The sequence below is a fragment of the Aquirufa nivalisilvae genome, assembly GCF_003143535.1.
GTDB lineage: Bacteria > Bacteroidota > Bacteroidia > Cytophagales > Spirosomataceae > Aquirufa > Aquirufa nivalisilvae.
Window position 1 is genome coordinate 951,400 of record NZ_CP029346.1, and the last position, 14,797, is coordinate 966,196.

The following is a 14,797-nucleotide window of genomic DNA, read 5'->3' on the forward strand; positions in this document are numbered from 1 at the left end:
AATTTGGTGCCCTTTATTTTAAAGGGTTGAAATATTATTTTCTTTTTATTTCTTCAATTAATTCCCCATAAGCACCTTTTCTTTGATAAGCTTCGTCAAAAAGCAAGGGATATTCCTTGGGTCTTTTGAAATAGCCTCTTAACCAAGAATCCTTATCTCCTACATTCCAAAATGTAATGCCGTATTGTTGAGATGCAGGAATGTTGGCAAAAGAAGTAAACAATAACTGAAATTTATCAGATTGGGCTTTCTGGACAATGCTATCAAGCACAAAATCTGGATTGTTTTTCGGATTTACAGCCACATCTACTTCTGATAAATGGATGCTTAAGCCGGTAGCTGTTGACTGTTCTATCACTTTTTTGATTTCTTCGTTTTTAGATTGGATGGAAATATGCATTTGCAATCCTAAGCCATGAATGGGGATTTGGCGTTTTTTGAAATCTTGAACCATATTCAATATGGCCTCCATCTTTTTAGGTTTTCCATCTTGCCCGTAATCATTATAAAAAAGTAAAGCCTTCGGGTCAGCCTCATGTGCCCAAATAAAACTTTTGGCTAGGTAATCGGGTATATGATTTGCCCAAAGGCTTGGTCGCAAACTCCCATCGTCCAAAAAAGCTTCATTCACAACATCCCAACCTGCTATTTGACCTTGATAATGTTTGACAATCGTTTGAATATGGTTTTTTAACAGGTTTTCCCAAGCCTGCTGATCTCCTTGGAATTCTTTCATCCATGTGGCTGTTTGATTATGCCAAACTAAGGTATGTCCATGAACACGACTTTTATTATTTTTAGCAAATGCAAGAATCTCATCACCTTTAGAGAAATCAAATCGATTTGCCTCTGGGTGAATGAGAGCCATTTTCATGTGATTCTCAGCTGTTAAACTCGTAAATTCACTAGAAGCTAATGCACGATAACTTGCGTTTTCTTCCAATAATCGAGGATTCACCGAAGCTCCCAATGGGTATGAGAGTATTTGTTTTAAATATGTCGCAGAACCTGAATTTTGTGCTTGGAGAAAAGGAGTGAAGCCTAGTAAAAGCAGAAGGAGTATTCTTTTCATGGTCAAAAGGTTTTGCACAAGGTAATCATTTCAAAGATAATTAATCTATCACTTATCATGATTCATTATGGTAGTTCAAATTTGATCTGTCGAATCTATGACCAATCCAAGTTGATGATAATTGAAACATAAATGTCTGATCTTTCAGATATTATGGCTAAATTATTTTCGCTTAGACCTATTCTTGATGAAAAAAATAGTCCCCATACTATGGTTTGTATTAGTGGCTTTTAACCTAATAGCCCAAAATACATCCAAGCCCAATATCATCACTTTTATTGTCGATGATATGGGTTGGACAGATGCATTTAATCCTAATTATCATACACCTAATATGGCCAAATTGGCGAAGCAAGGAGTGAAATTTTCCCAAGCTTATGCTACACCTGTGTGCACTCCTACTCGAACTAGTTTTTTATCAGGCATGAATGCTGCACATCACGGAGTGACCAATTGGACATCACCCGTAAAGGATAAAAATAGTGATGCAGACGATCAACAATTTAGTCCGAGTCCATGGAAAATCAACGGTTTGAGTCCCAATGAGTATACTTCTTATCCTCAATTGCTGAAGCAAGCGGGTTATTTAACTATTCATGATGGTAAAGCTCATTGGGGGGTAGCGGGCACTCCACAAGCAAACCCTTATAATGTAGGCTTTCAAGTCAATATTTCTGGTCATGCGGCTGGACATCCACAGAGTTATTATGGGAAAGACAATTATGGCAATTTGCCTGGTAAAGTTAGTCTTCAAGCTGTACCTGATTTGGAAGAGTACCATGGGTCTTCTGTATTTTTAACCGAGGCTTTAACTTTGGAAGCATTAAAGACCTTAGATACTCCAATACAAAACAAGCAGCCATTTTATTTAAATTTAGCCCATTATGGGGTGCATACTCCTATTCAGTCGGACGACCGTTTCTTCCAAAAGTATTTAGCTGCCGGCTTGGATTCTGCAGAAGCAAAATATGCGAGTTTGGTAGAAGGGGTTGATAAAAGTTTGGGGGATATCATGAATTACTTAGATGAAAAGAAAGTAGCCGGGAACACGATTATTCTATTCATGAGTGATAATGGAGGTTTGAGTTTAGCGCCAGCTAGAGGGAAGAAAGCGCATGTACAGAACTTGCCCTTGAGGGCAGGGAAGGGCTCTGTTTATGAAGGAGGAATTCGGATTCCTGTGATGGTCAAATGGCCAGGAGTGGCCAAGGTAAATCAAGTAGCTAATCAATACGTGATGGCAGAAGATTTATTTCCAACGATACTTGAAATGGCTAAATTGTCGCGAGTGAAGACTTTACAAACTTTGGATGGTCAAAGCATGGTTCCTTATTTGAAAAACCCAAGTTTAAAGAATGAAAACAGGATTTTAGTTTGGCATTATCCCAACAAATGGATAGAGCAAGACGGCCCTGGTATCAATTATAAATCGGCAATTCGCCGAGGGGATTATAAATTAGTTTATGATTTACGCACGGGCCAAAAGGAACTATATAATCTTTCACAAGATATGGCGGAACAGTTCGATTTAGCAAGCAAGTTACCTGAACAATGCCTTCAGCTCACTCAATTATTAAAATCTTACATGATGAAACATCATGCACCTATGCCAGTTGATAAGAAAACAGGGAAGGTGGTGGAGATACATTGATGGGAGTTTACTAAATAGTGTTATACCAATATATTCGATAGCAATATTTATTCTGTTGAACTATTTCTGCGAATCTCCCTAAAACACAAAAACCCCATCTTTCGATGAGGTTTTTGAAGGGTGTGGTCCCACTAGGATTCGAACCTAGGACCCCCTGCTTGTAAGGCAGGTGCTCTGAACCAGCTGAGCTATAAGACCCTTTCCGTTGAATTGGTCTGCAAATATCCATCTTTTTTTGGCTTTTTGCAAGTACAGTCTAGAAAAAAATGTAGAAATTTTTCAGCTCTTTTATTAATTGTTGGCTATCTCGCAGAAAGCCAGCATCTTTGCATTCATAAAAATTTTAACATGGATCACCTTTTTTCAATCAACGGACTACTTAGCTTATTAACCTTGACTTTTTTAGAAGTGGTATTAGGCATAGACAATATCATCTTTATCTCTTTAACCGCTCACAAATTACCGGAAGACCAGCAGGCCAAAGCACGTAACCTCGGACTTATCCTTGCCATGGGTTTCCGCGTCATGCTGTTACTCGGTCTTTCCTATTTAATCTCACTACAAAAACCTTTTTGGCACTTTAGTTCTGATTGGCTTTCTGTTGCACCAACAGGTCAAGCCCTCATTCTGTTCGTAGGTGGGCTCTTTCTTTTATATAAAGCCACCAATGAAATATTCCAAAAACTGGAAGGGGAAGAACATCATGCCGATGGGAAACCTAAAAGTGTGAAAGCTAAGTTTGCCCAAGTTGTCACTCAAATCGCACTGATTGATTTGGTCTTTTCTATCGACTCGGTATTAACCGCCATTGGTTTAACCAATGAAATTGTCATTATGATTACTGCAGTGATTATTTCCATCTTCATCATGATGGGCTTCTCAGGCCCTGTCGGTCGTTTCGTGAACCAACACCCTTCCTTACAGGTCTTAGGCCTTTCATTCCTCATTATGATAGGTTTTATGCTCATTGCCGAGGCTAGTCACGACTCGGAATTCGTTATTTTGGGAAATAGCATCGGTCAAATCCCGAAAGGCTATTTATATTTTGCCATTGCATTCTCCTTATTTGTAGAATTCATCAACATCAAAATGCGGAAGAAATCCACCAAAGCCGTAGAGATTCGTGATGTGAAAAATGAGGCGGGGGAGAAGGGGATCATTTAATTAATTGTAAATGGTAAATTATAAATTATAAATGTGGTGGAAGCCTTTCATTCTAATAACTAAACCCTAATAACTAACAACTAATATGGTTAATCCTTACGAAAGATGGAAACGTAGCTTCAGCGAAGCGGCAAGAAAGAAATTGTAAATAATGAATTATAAATGGTAGAAGCCTTTCATTCTAATAACTAGACCCTAATAAATTAAAGGGGAATTCCGTATTTCGTGGAATGTAGAATGAAGAATGAAGAATGTAGAATGAAGAATGTTGGGGCGGGTGACGCTTTTTGTTTGTTAAGAATAAATTTTGTCAGAGAATCTGCCAATAGAATTTACATCTAATTCTTCATTCTACATTCTTCATTATTATTTAACCGTTTTAGCCACAGTCAATAACTCCTTCGCACCACCTCTAGGTAATCCTAATACCTTCTTTTTAACTTTACCAGAAGCATCCATAAACATCAAAGTAGGATAGCCTTCCACAGGATACATATTCGCCAATTGTGGGCCTTCACCCGCCTCCATATCCACACCAATGGAAATGAATTTGGCATTCATGTATTCGCCTAACTCCTTATCTGGAAATACTTTGGTTTTCAACACCTTGCAAGGGCCACACCAAGAAGTATACGCATCAAAAAAGATTAATTTATTCTCTTTCTTAGCCTTCGCTAATGCTTGCTTGAAGGAACCATGAAAAAACTCAATTCCATCTCCTTCTCCCGTTTTGGCAAAAGAAGTGAGCGAAATAAATAATAGACCTGTTAAAAATATAGATTTCATTGTTTTTGATTAAAATGTTGATTTCTAAACGAAATAGTATTGTTTAAATTATCTAATCACTAATCCCTAAACACGTATAAATTAGTTATACGAGTTTAGCATCACCGGCATCACCAATAACAACACATCTTCGTTTTCATCTTGATCAGAAGGAATAATTAAACCTGCCTTATTCGGTTCGCTTAATTTAATGTCCACATATTTGGCACTTAAATTGCCCAATAACTCCGAAATCAATTTGGCATTAAATCCAATCTCCATATCTTTTCCTGCATACTCACAAGCTAATACTTCATTGGCTTCATTCGAATAATCTAAATCTTCCGCTGAAAGCGTTAATTTATTGGCATTAAGTTTCAAACGAATCTGGTGAGTCGTCTTATTGGAATAAATGGAGATACGTTTCACCGAACTCAAAAACTCCATTCTGTTGATCGTCAAAATCTCATTGTTCTCCTTAGGAATTGCATTTTCATACTCAGGAAAACGCTCGTCGATAATGCGACAAATCAAAGAAAAGCTTTGGAAGGTAAAGAAAGCATTCGATTGGCTAAACTCTACTTTCACCGTAGTATCGTCCATCGGTAGGGTAGATTTTAACAAAGACAAGGCTTTTTTCGGTAAAATCAAGCTGCTTTGTGCCTCTGGACGGATGTCTGTTCTACGGTAACGTACCAAACGGTGCCCATCTGTTGCCACAAAATTTGTATGATCACCCATCATTTGAATCAAAACACCTGTCATAGCAGGACGCATATCATCATTTGAAACCGCTAATAAGGTATTCGCAATGGCTTCGCCTAAAACTGATGAGGAAAGGCTAATGGATTGGTTTTTAGCAACTTCTGGAATACGAGGAAAGTCGATTGGATTTTCTCCGCTCAATTTAAAGCGACCATTCTGTGTTGAAATTTCAGCACCAAAAGTTCCTTGATCAGCTGAAATAGTCACTGGTTGCTCAGGTAAACTACGAAGTGTTTCTAACAATAATCGAGCTGGAAGAGCAATAGATCCATTTTCTGCACCTTCTACATCCAAAGTTGTGGTCATCACCGTCTGTAAATCTGAAGCTGTTAAGGTCAATTGGTTGCCCTCCAATTCCACTAAAATATTCTCTAAAATAGGAATGATTGGATTGCTCGCAACAACACCATTAATGGCTGAGATTTGTTTGAGAAGAACACTAGAAGCTACAAGAAATTTCATGTATTTGATGGTTTTAAGAGTATTTGTGATAAAGACACCTGCAGGTGCATTCAAACCTTGAAGTTAAAATAATTTAGGTATTCTACCAAAGGTTTCAAGCATTGTATTTTTTCTTTCGGTACAGTATGACTAAAAGACTGACAATTCCCGCAAATGAGATTGGAATAGCCAAATTTATACCTTGCCAAAAGCTTTTTTCTTCCTTCACCTTCACTTTATCCAATGGTCGTAAACGAACATTTTTATTTCTGGCCAATAAGGCTTGCTGATCATCCAATAAGTAATGAAAAGCATTCAAAATAAAGTCTTTATTGGCAAAGGTATGTTTCGCAAAAGTATCAAATCCCAAAGGCAATGGAGCTTTCGTGCTGGGGTCAATTCCATTCAAAGGAATGTCGCCATCTGCCACCACGATTAAAGTCCCAGGCTGGTCTGTTTTAGCCTGAAACGGTTTAGCTAATTTTTCTGTTGGTAAAATTCGATTGGTAAATGCTGATTGGAATTTACCTTCCAACATATACGCAATAACCTGTGATCCACCTTGGTATTTAGCTGGGTCAAATTCTTTGCCTGAAGCCGAAAAGGGTAGGGTGGCAGGTGTCTTTTGAACTTGCGTATAAGGACTTGTTTTCAATAAAGCAGTTCTTTTTAGATTTTGACCGCTTTGAATCGTATCTAAACTAGAAACAAAATGCCCATAGATGGCATCTAAGTTTTTCGTAATGACTGAATTAGGGTTTCCATTCAATAAAGGGAATGCAGGCCATGGCATTAATTCTAAATTGGCCTGATTACCAAAATTGCCTACTGCCAAAGGTATCGCTCCACTCATTTGGGCATCTTTTACCAAATTGGAATTTAAGCGAACTCCATATTGAAATAATAAATTCTGTAATCCTAGATCTTGAGGAGTCACGATCAAGCCCTGTTTCTCTAATGTATCAATTCGAACTCCATCCAAGAAGAAAATCCCTTTGCCTCCTTGAACCAAAAATTGATCTATCTTATATTGATCTTCCATAGAGAATTTGATAGAAGGTTGTATCACACAAATCGCATCAAGTCCATCCAAAGTGAGGGATTGCGATAAATCAACAGGATATAAATCATAGGACTTTTTTAGCTGGGCGATCAAATCCAATTGCTTGATAGCCGGCACTTTACTGTGATCTAAAAAGAAACCGATTTTCTTCCGTTCTCGATTATCTTGAACTTGCCTAATCCCTTGCATCAATTCATATTCCAAACCCTCAATGGACTGGTTCAATACTTCTTGGGGACTAGTAAGCTTATTGCCTTTCAATAAGAGAATGGCTGCTTGACGGTCCGACTTCTCAATGACAATTCCAGGGAAAATTAATTGCTGAACTTGTTGTCCATCTTCCTGATTCACCACATTAGTAGGAGGGATGCCTAAGGAATCCAAATAAAAGATAAGTGCTTGTCGATCTTTTTCTTTGGGATAGGTTTTATACACATCTATTTGCTCGATATCAATGCGCTGTGGGCTTTGTGCTCGTACATCATCAAGTAGTTCCAATAAAGCTTTTTCAAGTCTTCTAAAGCCACCCGGAAGGTTTTTTCCACCTAAATACACTTTAATGGAAATGGGGCCATCCAAAGACTGCAATACCTGCGTAGAAGATTCACTCAAAGTAAACTTCTTTTCTTCGCTTAAATCCCAACGTAAACGCAGCTGCGGGCTTAGCACGATGAGTAAAATACCCACACCTATTAAGATTACCCACAAGCCGTTTTTTGTCAGTTTCATTTTGGATCTAATACGTTTCAAACAAGAAAAGCATTCCTTGCAGAATGCTTTTCAAAGATAAAGGATATTTTGATTAATAGAATTTGTAGCGTTTATCTACAATTTTCGCATTGTCTTTAATGGCCTCATTGATGTAGTAAGAAGCACGTTGAATTCCCATGGATTGAATCTGAGATTTGTAAGTCGTGTAATCCGCTAAAGCAGGAGCTGCTACTGCAGCTGTTTTTTCTGCAATAAATACACCATTATCACCTGTGAATACTTGGCTTCTCTTACCAGTTTTCAAACCAGCAATTTTACCCAAAGCAACAGCATCAGGACCAGCCGTGTTTAACATACCAGTTGATAAAGTGACATCTGATACATTTTCAACTAAGGCACCAGCACCATATTTTTGAGCAATTTGCTCTAAGCTTCCTTTGATAGCACTTAATTTAGCCGTGATTTTTTCACCTTTCAATTCAGCACGAACTAAGTTGGTAATACCTTCACGGTAATCATCCACTTTGACATTGTCTTTATCTGTTTTACCAGTTAAGTAAGCTACAATGTATTGATTATCTTGTTCAAATACTTTTTTAGAACCGTCTCCAATAGAAGTGCTTTCATCAAATGCCCAACGAACAATTTCACGAGCATTGGTTAAATTGTTGATGCTTGTTGCATTTTCTAATAAACGATCGGCACGCATCATGATGATGTTTTTATCCTTTTTCAATGCAGCTTCGAAAGCACCTAAGGTACCATTGGCATTGGCAAATGCATCCGCTTGTGTATAAACACGATCTAACGTAGCTTGTGAAGGAGCAATCGTTTTATTGATAGCAGCTAAACGGTAAGCTGTATTAGTTTTGGCATCCGTGATTTTTACGATGTGATAACCAAATTCAGTTTCAACTACCCCTGGCATTAAACCTGCACCATTAAATCCGAAAATAGCTTTTTCGAAGGCTTTCGTCATAGAACCATTGTTCTTGAAATAACCTAAGTCGCCACCATTTTGAGCAGTACCATCCATACCGTTCAATTGAGCCAAGGTTTCAAAGCTCGCACCACCTTTGATTTGAGTCAAGATGCTTTCTGCTCTTTGTTTAGCTTGTGCTTTAGCAGAATCAGATTTATTAGCTGGAGCGATTAAGATATGGCTTGCACGAACTGTGAATAAGCTATCTTTTTTAACTCCACCGTATTTGTAAATGGAATAAGTCAAGCCGTTTTTAAATGGTCCATAAATACCCCCAACTTGGAAAGTACCTAATTGAGATTTAACAACTTCTGGTATTTCTGAGTAAGCCAATAAATAAGGAGTACGTACATCCGAATTCAACATAGCAAAGGCTGAATCGTTTGGAGCTACTGCTAAATCCTTCGCTAATTTCTTGATTTGGTTGTAAAATTCAACGGTATCCTGAGCTGTTGGAACTACTGGGAAAGTAGCATATTGGATAGAACGAGAATTAACTCCTTTAAAACGATCTTTATGTTTTGCCAAATATTCTTCCAATTGCGCATCACTTACTTTAATGCTAGAATCAGGAATGGAGAAGAAAGGCACATATAAGAAACGGGCAGAAAACTTAGAATTTTGAGCTTGATATTCTTTTTGAGCTTCTGCTGTGTTGACGTAAGTCGACAAACGGATTAAGTTTTCATACTTAGCACGAATACGATCTTGAGCAATTGACTTCTCAAAATTAGCCCAGCCTTGTTGCTGTTGTACAGGCATTGTTTTTAAGTTTTTCAAAAACTGAATCACAAAAGTCTTATCAAATTGACCAGTTTGTGGATTCGTGAATTGCTGACGAACAGATGGGTGGATGTTATTTCCTTGCACCATATCAATCAATTCTTCAGAAGAAACTTTCAATCCTAAGGCATCAAACTCTTTTTTGTAAGCAATATCTAAAATGTATTGATTCCAAACTTGATCACGGATCATGGTAGCTTCTTGCTCACCAGGACCTTTACCTGTTTGTGCTGTATAGTTCGCTGTAGCTTCTTCAACCTTCTTTTGAAATTCAGGTAATAAAATGCTTTCACCTGCTATAACACCTACTTCTTGGTTATTAGAGCCAAACAAAGACGACCTTCCTTGGAAAATATCACTACCGACGAGAAATAAAATTAAACTGATGGCGATTGCTGCTGCCGCGATTCCCGATTTCTCTCTAATTTTTGTAATTAATGCCATTGATAATGTATAATAAGTTGTTTAATGTCTTTTTCTATAGCCTTAGCCGTTCACAAAAGAAACGCAAAATAATCACATTTCTAATCAAAAAGCAAACCTTTATCAGAATGAGCCTCCGAAATTTAAGCTTTCAGGACTTGGGTCAAACTTTCTAAAAACTGATCTGCCACCTTTTGGTCAATAGCTAAACTTGGTAATAAACGCAATGTGTGCTTTCCAGCGTATCCACAGAAGATATGGTGGTCAAATAATAAAGTATCGCGAATAGGTCCTACAGCTTGTTCGAATTCAATGCCAATCATCAATCCTTTTCCTCTTACTTCTTTTACTGAAGTAAATAAGCTTAATTGATCCATCAAATATTGACCGATTTTTGCGGCATTTTCAATTAGATTTTCCTCTTTGATGACATCCAAAACCGCATTTCCGGCAGCGCAGGCCATGTGATTGCCTCCAAATGTGGTACCTAAAAGTCCGTAACTTGCCTTGAAATGTGGGGCAATCAATACGCCACCCATAGGAAAACCATTTCCCATGCCCTTAGCGGTGGTCATCATATCTGGCTGAATGCCAGCATATTGGTGGGAGAAGAATTTACCAGAACGGCCATAACCACACTGAACAGAATCCAATATTAATTGAGCACCAGTTTCATCACAACGTTTTCTTAATGCTTTCAAAAAGTCTGTTCCAGCCACTTGGATACCCCCTACACCTTGAATACCTTCAACTATGACAGCAGCAGTTTCTTCCGTAATGCCTTCTTCTAAGCCTTCAATTTGATTGAACGGCAAAAAGCTAACATGTGAAGTGTCATTGATAGGTGCTACAATGTTTGGATTGTCCGTTACGGCAACTGCACCAGCTGTACGACCGTGGAATGCATTTTTAAAAGCCACTACTTTTTTGCGTCCTGTATGAAAGGAAGCCAATTTCAGTGCATTTTCATTGGATTCAGCGCCAGAATTAGTTAAGAATAATTGATAATCTGGATAGCCAGATAATTGCCCCAACTTTTCTGCTAATTTTTCTTGACCAGGAATGATGACAGAATTGGAATAAAAACCAATGTTCTGTAATTGTTCTGTCAATTTTGCTACATAATATGGATGTGAGTGTCCAATGGAAATCACTGCGTGACCTCCATATAAATCCGTGTATGCTTGACCTTTTTTATCCCATAAAGTGACACCTTGTGCTTTGACAAGTTCAATAGGATAAAGTGGGTATACGTCAAATAATTTCATGATAAGCGTGTTTTTTGAATGAAAATCTAGGTAAGATTGGATTAAAAACCGATGGCTTTTAATCGTAGACCTTCATCTTCTTTCCAACCTAGCATGATATTCATGTTTTGCACTGCTTGTCCAGAAGCTCCTTTAATAAGGTTGTCGATGATGGAAGTTATCAACAATTGTCCTTGATGGATTTCTAAGTGCAACAAGCATTTATTGGTATTAACCACTTGTTTTAAATCAATGCTGGCTTTTGAGACGAAGACGAAGGGGGAGGGCTCATAGTAATTATTGTATAATTCCAAGGCCTCTTCTAGAGTGCCTGTAAATGGAGTATACACATTGGCCATGATTCCCCGAGAGAAATTACCTCGATAAGGGACGAAATGGATCAAAGGAGCCTTTTTTCCAAAGGCTAATGTTTGACCTATTTCTGCCAGGTGTTGATGTGTGAAAGCTTTATAAATACTGATATTATTGTTTCTCCAAGAAAAATGACTTGTGTTCGATAGAGATTGGCCAGCTCCCGTGCTACCAGTGATAGCAGAAACGTGCACATCCCCGGTTATTTTTCCTGCTGCTGCCAAAGGCAATAGAGCTAATTCAATGGAAGTAGCGAAACAACCTGGATTAGCTATTTTTTGTGCAGTTTGAATTTTGGCTTTTTGAAATTCAGGAAGTCCATACACAAATCCATCTGATTCATCCCGGTAGTCGGTACTTAAATCAATTATTTTGGTATGCCAAGGAATATCATTGGCTTCCAAGAATTTTTTAGATTCCCCATGGCCAGAGCATAGAAAAAGTACATCCACAGGTTTTAAGGTGTCCGTGAACTTGGCAAAAGTGCTACCTAATAAATCGGTATGCACATCCGAAACCAACTTGCCTGTTTGTGAATTAGAAAGAATACAAGTCAATTCCACATCCGGATGATTGACTAAAATCCGCAATAATTCACCTCCTGTGTACCCTGCTGCTCCTACAATTCCTATTTTAGCCATACTATTTTTCGTTTACCTTCCGGTGTATCATGGTTTGGTTGGAGACAATTTTCGAGAATCCTCTTACATCATCACCCGTCCAAGCTTTATTCATTTCTCCATATGCACCAAATACAGAAGACATTAAATCGTATTTAGATTCAATACCTAGGATATGGAATTGATATGGGTTTAATTGTACGTGAACAGTACCAGTTACATTGCTTTGGGTATCTGCCAAGAATGTTTCAAAGTTGCGCATCACGGGCTCTAAAAACTGGCCTTCGTGCAATAAGGTTCCGTACATATCACCGATGTTTTGTTTCCAATACAATTGGTGTTTGGTCAAAATGTGTTTTTCTAAACTGTGGTGAGCCTTAATGATGATCAAAGGAGCAGGAGCTTCAAATCCTACACGACCTTTAATTCCGATGATGGTGTCACCTACGTGGATATCTCTTCCAATGGCAAAGGATCCAGCTAATTCCGTTAATTCACGGATAGCCGCTACTTTTGAACTAGACTTTTTACCGTTGATTCCCACTAATTCACCTTGTTCAAACTCCAAACTTATTTTCTCAGGAGTAGTTTTAGTCAATTGAGTAGGCCACGCATCTTCTGGCAAATAACCATCAGAAGTCAACGTTTCTTTTCCACCAACTGAAGTGCCCCAAAGGCCTTTATTGATGGAATAGGCTGCTTTATGCCATTCTTGAACCACTCCTTTTGACTTTAAGAAGTCGATTTCAGCCTCACGAGAAAGTTGTAAATCACGAATTGGAGTAATGACTTCACACTCAGGAGCTAAGATGCGGAATACCACATCGAAACGGACTTGGTCATTACCTGCACCCGTACTTCCATGTGCGATAGCTTTGGCACCTAATTTTTCAGCATATTTGGCTACAGCTGTAGCTTGAAATACTCGCTCAGCAGATACTGAAAGGGGATATGTATTGTTTTTTAATACATTACCATAAACTAAATAACGTAAGCAATCTTGGTAATACGAATCCACCACATCCAAAGTAACGTGCGAGCTTACCCCTAAAGCATAGGCTTTCGCTTCAATGGCTTTTAATTCCTCAGGAGAGAATCCACCAGTATCGACTAAAGCCGAGTGCACTTCCATGCCACGCTCTTCGGTTAAATATTTGACACAAAATGAGGTATCTAATCCTCCACTAAAGGCTAAAATTACTTTCGGCTTGCTCATGTTTATTTGGATTTCCCCTTCTTCTTAAAGGGCATTAATAATTTTTCTTTGATCTTTTTCAATTTGCTGAAATCAGCAATATTTTTCAGGAATAACCATTTTTCTTCGGAATCACCTAGAGACTTTTTGGTCGCATTGGGGTCGTAAATCATCCCCGTGCATAAACAGATTTTACGTTCAGTACGCGTTAAAATATCGTAATTGACGCAAGATTCACATCCTTTCCAGAAATTGTCATCAACGGGTAATTCTGAAAAAGTGGTAGGTTCATACCCCAAATCCGAGTTGATTTTCATCACAGCAAGAGATGTGGTGATACCAATGATTTTAGCATCTGGATACCGTGTTCTGGATAGTTCAAATGCTTTTGCTTTGACAGCTTTGGCAACTCCATATTGACGGTAGGATGGATTAACGATTAATCCCGAATTGGCAACAAACTTACCGTGTTGCCAGGTTTCAATATAACAAAAGCCTACGAATGCTCCCGTGACGTCATCAGTAGCAATGATAGCTTTACCTTCAGACATTTTTTCTTGGAGGTATTCAGGCGTTCTTTTGGCAATACCCGTACCACGAGCTTTTGCCGATTCTGCCATTTCGTGGCAAATAGACTCTGCTAGGCCAAAATGGGCTTGACTAGCAACTTGAACAGTATAAGGATTCATTCTTAACGACGATAAAAATTAAACAATAGCATTCTTCAGGTCCCTAGGGGATCATACCCTAAAGATGTATCGTCGCCTTCGTCGGATAGGAGAAGTAAGATGTACGAATGATAATTTTATCTGCATTCTTTTTGTAAACCAGGAAGCTCGTCCTAAGTTTGTCCTAATTAGCTTGCAATTTCAGAAATTCAACGGGGAAATGCGAATAATCTCTTAATTATTTCATGGAAGAGGATAAACTATTATCAGTAGAACAATTAATTTATGCTTATGCCAAAGGTGTTTTTCCCATGGCAGATGAGGGTGAAATTCATTGGTATAGCCCAGATCCAAGGGCTATCATTCCCATTGATTCCTATAAGCCTGCGCAATCATTGAGGTCCGTCATCAATAAACACCTGTTCGAAATCCGTATTGATACCCAGTTTGAAGCAGTCATGCGTTTTTGTGCTGCACCAAGGTCTACCGATTCAGAAACTTGGATTTCAGAAGAAATCATTCAGGCTTATACCGATATGTTTCAACGAGGTTTCGCCCATTCCGTGGAAGCATATCAAGATGGTAAGCTAGTGGGTGGACTTTATGGCGTGGCTTTAGGTGGCGCCTATTTCGGAGAGTCTATGTTTAGTTTAGTACCTAATTCTTCTAAAGTCACATTCCATTATTTGATGGTTTTACTGCGGGAACAAGGTTACTCTTTGTTGGATACTCAGTTTATGAATGATAATGTACTTCGCTATGGAGCCATTGAAATAAGTCGAAAAGACTATAAAAGCCGGTTAGCTAAGGCCCTCAAAAAAACGTGTACATTTAAATTGCCAAAGAATGATTATTAGTCATCAATGCTAATAAGT

Annotated in this window: 12 protein-coding genes and 1 tRNA gene; 3 read left to right on the forward strand and 10 right to left on the reverse strand. The window is 38.4% G+C overall.

Translation table 11 applies throughout. The features are described from left to right. Positions 1-34: 34 nt before the first annotated feature. On the reverse strand, positions 35-1,072 hold the full coding sequence (locus HME7025_RS04130; RefSeq protein WP_109322428.1) for an endo-1,4-beta-xylanase: 1,038 nt from the start codon (positions 1,070-1,072) through the stop codon (positions 35-37). Positions 1,073-1,259: 187 nt separating this feature from the next. Here HME7025_RS04130 and HME7025_RS04135 point away from each other — a divergent pair, with 187 nt between their 5' ends. Continuing rightward, positions 1,260-2,723 (forward strand): sulfatase, encoded by a 1,464-nt coding sequence (locus HME7025_RS04135; protein WP_109322429.1) that lies wholly within the window; start codon positions 1,260-1,262, stop codon positions 2,721-2,723. Between the two features lie 123 nt (positions 2,724-2,846). Here the strand turns inward: HME7025_RS04135 and HME7025_RS04140 are convergent. Beyond that, positions 2,847-2,921: transfer RNA gene (locus tag HME7025_RS04140), tRNA-Val, on the reverse strand. Between the two features lie 150 nt (positions 2,922-3,071). On the opposite strand from HME7025_RS04140, the gene HME7025_RS04145 reads away from it, so the two are divergent. Further along, the gene (locus HME7025_RS04145; protein WP_109322430.1) at positions 3,072-3,887 is read left to right on the forward strand and encodes a TerC family protein; all 816 of its coding nucleotides are present in this window, start codon (positions 3,072-3,074) and stop codon (positions 3,885-3,887) included. Positions 3,888-4,253: 366 nt separating this feature from the next. On the opposite strand, the gene HME7025_RS04150 is transcribed toward HME7025_RS04145, so the two are convergent. The 8 genes from HME7025_RS04150 to HME7025_RS04185 all read right to left on the reverse strand — a co-directional run bounded on the left by HME7025_RS04150 (position 4,254) and on the right by HME7025_RS04185 (position 13,943). After that, positions 4,254-4,673: a thioredoxin family protein gene (locus tag HME7025_RS04150; protein ID WP_109322431.1), complete on the reverse strand. Its 420-nt coding sequence runs from the start codon at positions 4,671-4,673 to the stop codon at positions 4,254-4,256. A gap of 81 nt (positions 4,674-4,754) precedes the next feature. Beyond that, on the reverse strand, positions 4,755-5,879 hold the full coding sequence (gene dnaN / locus HME7025_RS04155; RefSeq protein ID WP_109324974.1) for a DNA polymerase III subunit beta: 1,125 nt from the start codon (positions 5,877-5,879) through the stop codon (positions 4,755-4,757). Positions 5,880-5,973: 94 nt separating this feature from the next. Continuing rightward, the gene (gene gldG / locus HME7025_RS04160; RefSeq protein WP_109322432.1) at positions 5,974-7,650 is read right to left on the reverse strand and encodes a gliding motility-associated ABC transporter substrate-binding protein GldG; all 1,677 of its coding nucleotides are present in this window, start codon (positions 7,648-7,650) and stop codon (positions 5,974-5,976) included. Positions 7,651-7,723: 73 nt separating this feature from the next. Continuing rightward, the gene (locus HME7025_RS04165; RefSeq protein WP_109322433.1) at positions 7,724-9,841 is read right to left on the reverse strand and encodes a peptidylprolyl isomerase; all 2,118 of its coding nucleotides are present in this window, start codon (positions 9,839-9,841) and stop codon (positions 7,724-7,726) included. 122 nt (positions 9,842-9,963) lie between these two features. Beyond that, entirely contained in the window at positions 9,964-11,091 is a 1,128-nt protein-coding gene (locus HME7025_RS04170; protein ID WP_109322434.1) for an aspartate aminotransferase family protein, read from the reverse strand. A gap of 38 nt (positions 11,092-11,129) precedes the next feature. Beyond that, positions 11,130-12,080 carry an N-acetyl-gamma-glutamyl-phosphate reductase gene (gene argC / locus HME7025_RS04175; RefSeq protein ID WP_109322435.1) on the reverse strand — a complete coding sequence of 317 codons (951 nt, stop codon included), beginning with the start codon at positions 12,078-12,080 and terminating at the stop codon, positions 11,130-11,132. A 1-nt stretch (position 12,081) separates the two neighbouring features. After that, the gene (gene argG, locus HME7025_RS04180; RefSeq protein ID WP_109322436.1) at positions 12,082-13,275 is read right to left on the reverse strand and encodes an argininosuccinate synthase; all 1,194 of its coding nucleotides are present in this window, start codon (positions 13,273-13,275) and stop codon (positions 12,082-12,084) included. 2 nt (positions 13,276-13,277) lie between these two features. Next, positions 13,278-13,943, reverse strand: a complete 666-nt coding sequence (locus HME7025_RS04185) for a GNAT family N-acetyltransferase (protein WP_109322437.1) — start codon at positions 13,941-13,943, stop codon at positions 13,278-13,280. A gap of 224 nt (positions 13,944-14,167) precedes the next feature. On the opposite strand from HME7025_RS04185, the gene aat reads away from it, so the two are divergent. Further along, entirely contained in the window at positions 14,168-14,779 is a 612-nt protein-coding gene (gene aat / locus HME7025_RS04190; RefSeq protein ID WP_109322438.1) for a leucyl/phenylalanyl-tRNA--protein transferase, read from the forward strand. Positions 14,780-14,797 lie beyond the last annotated feature (18 nt).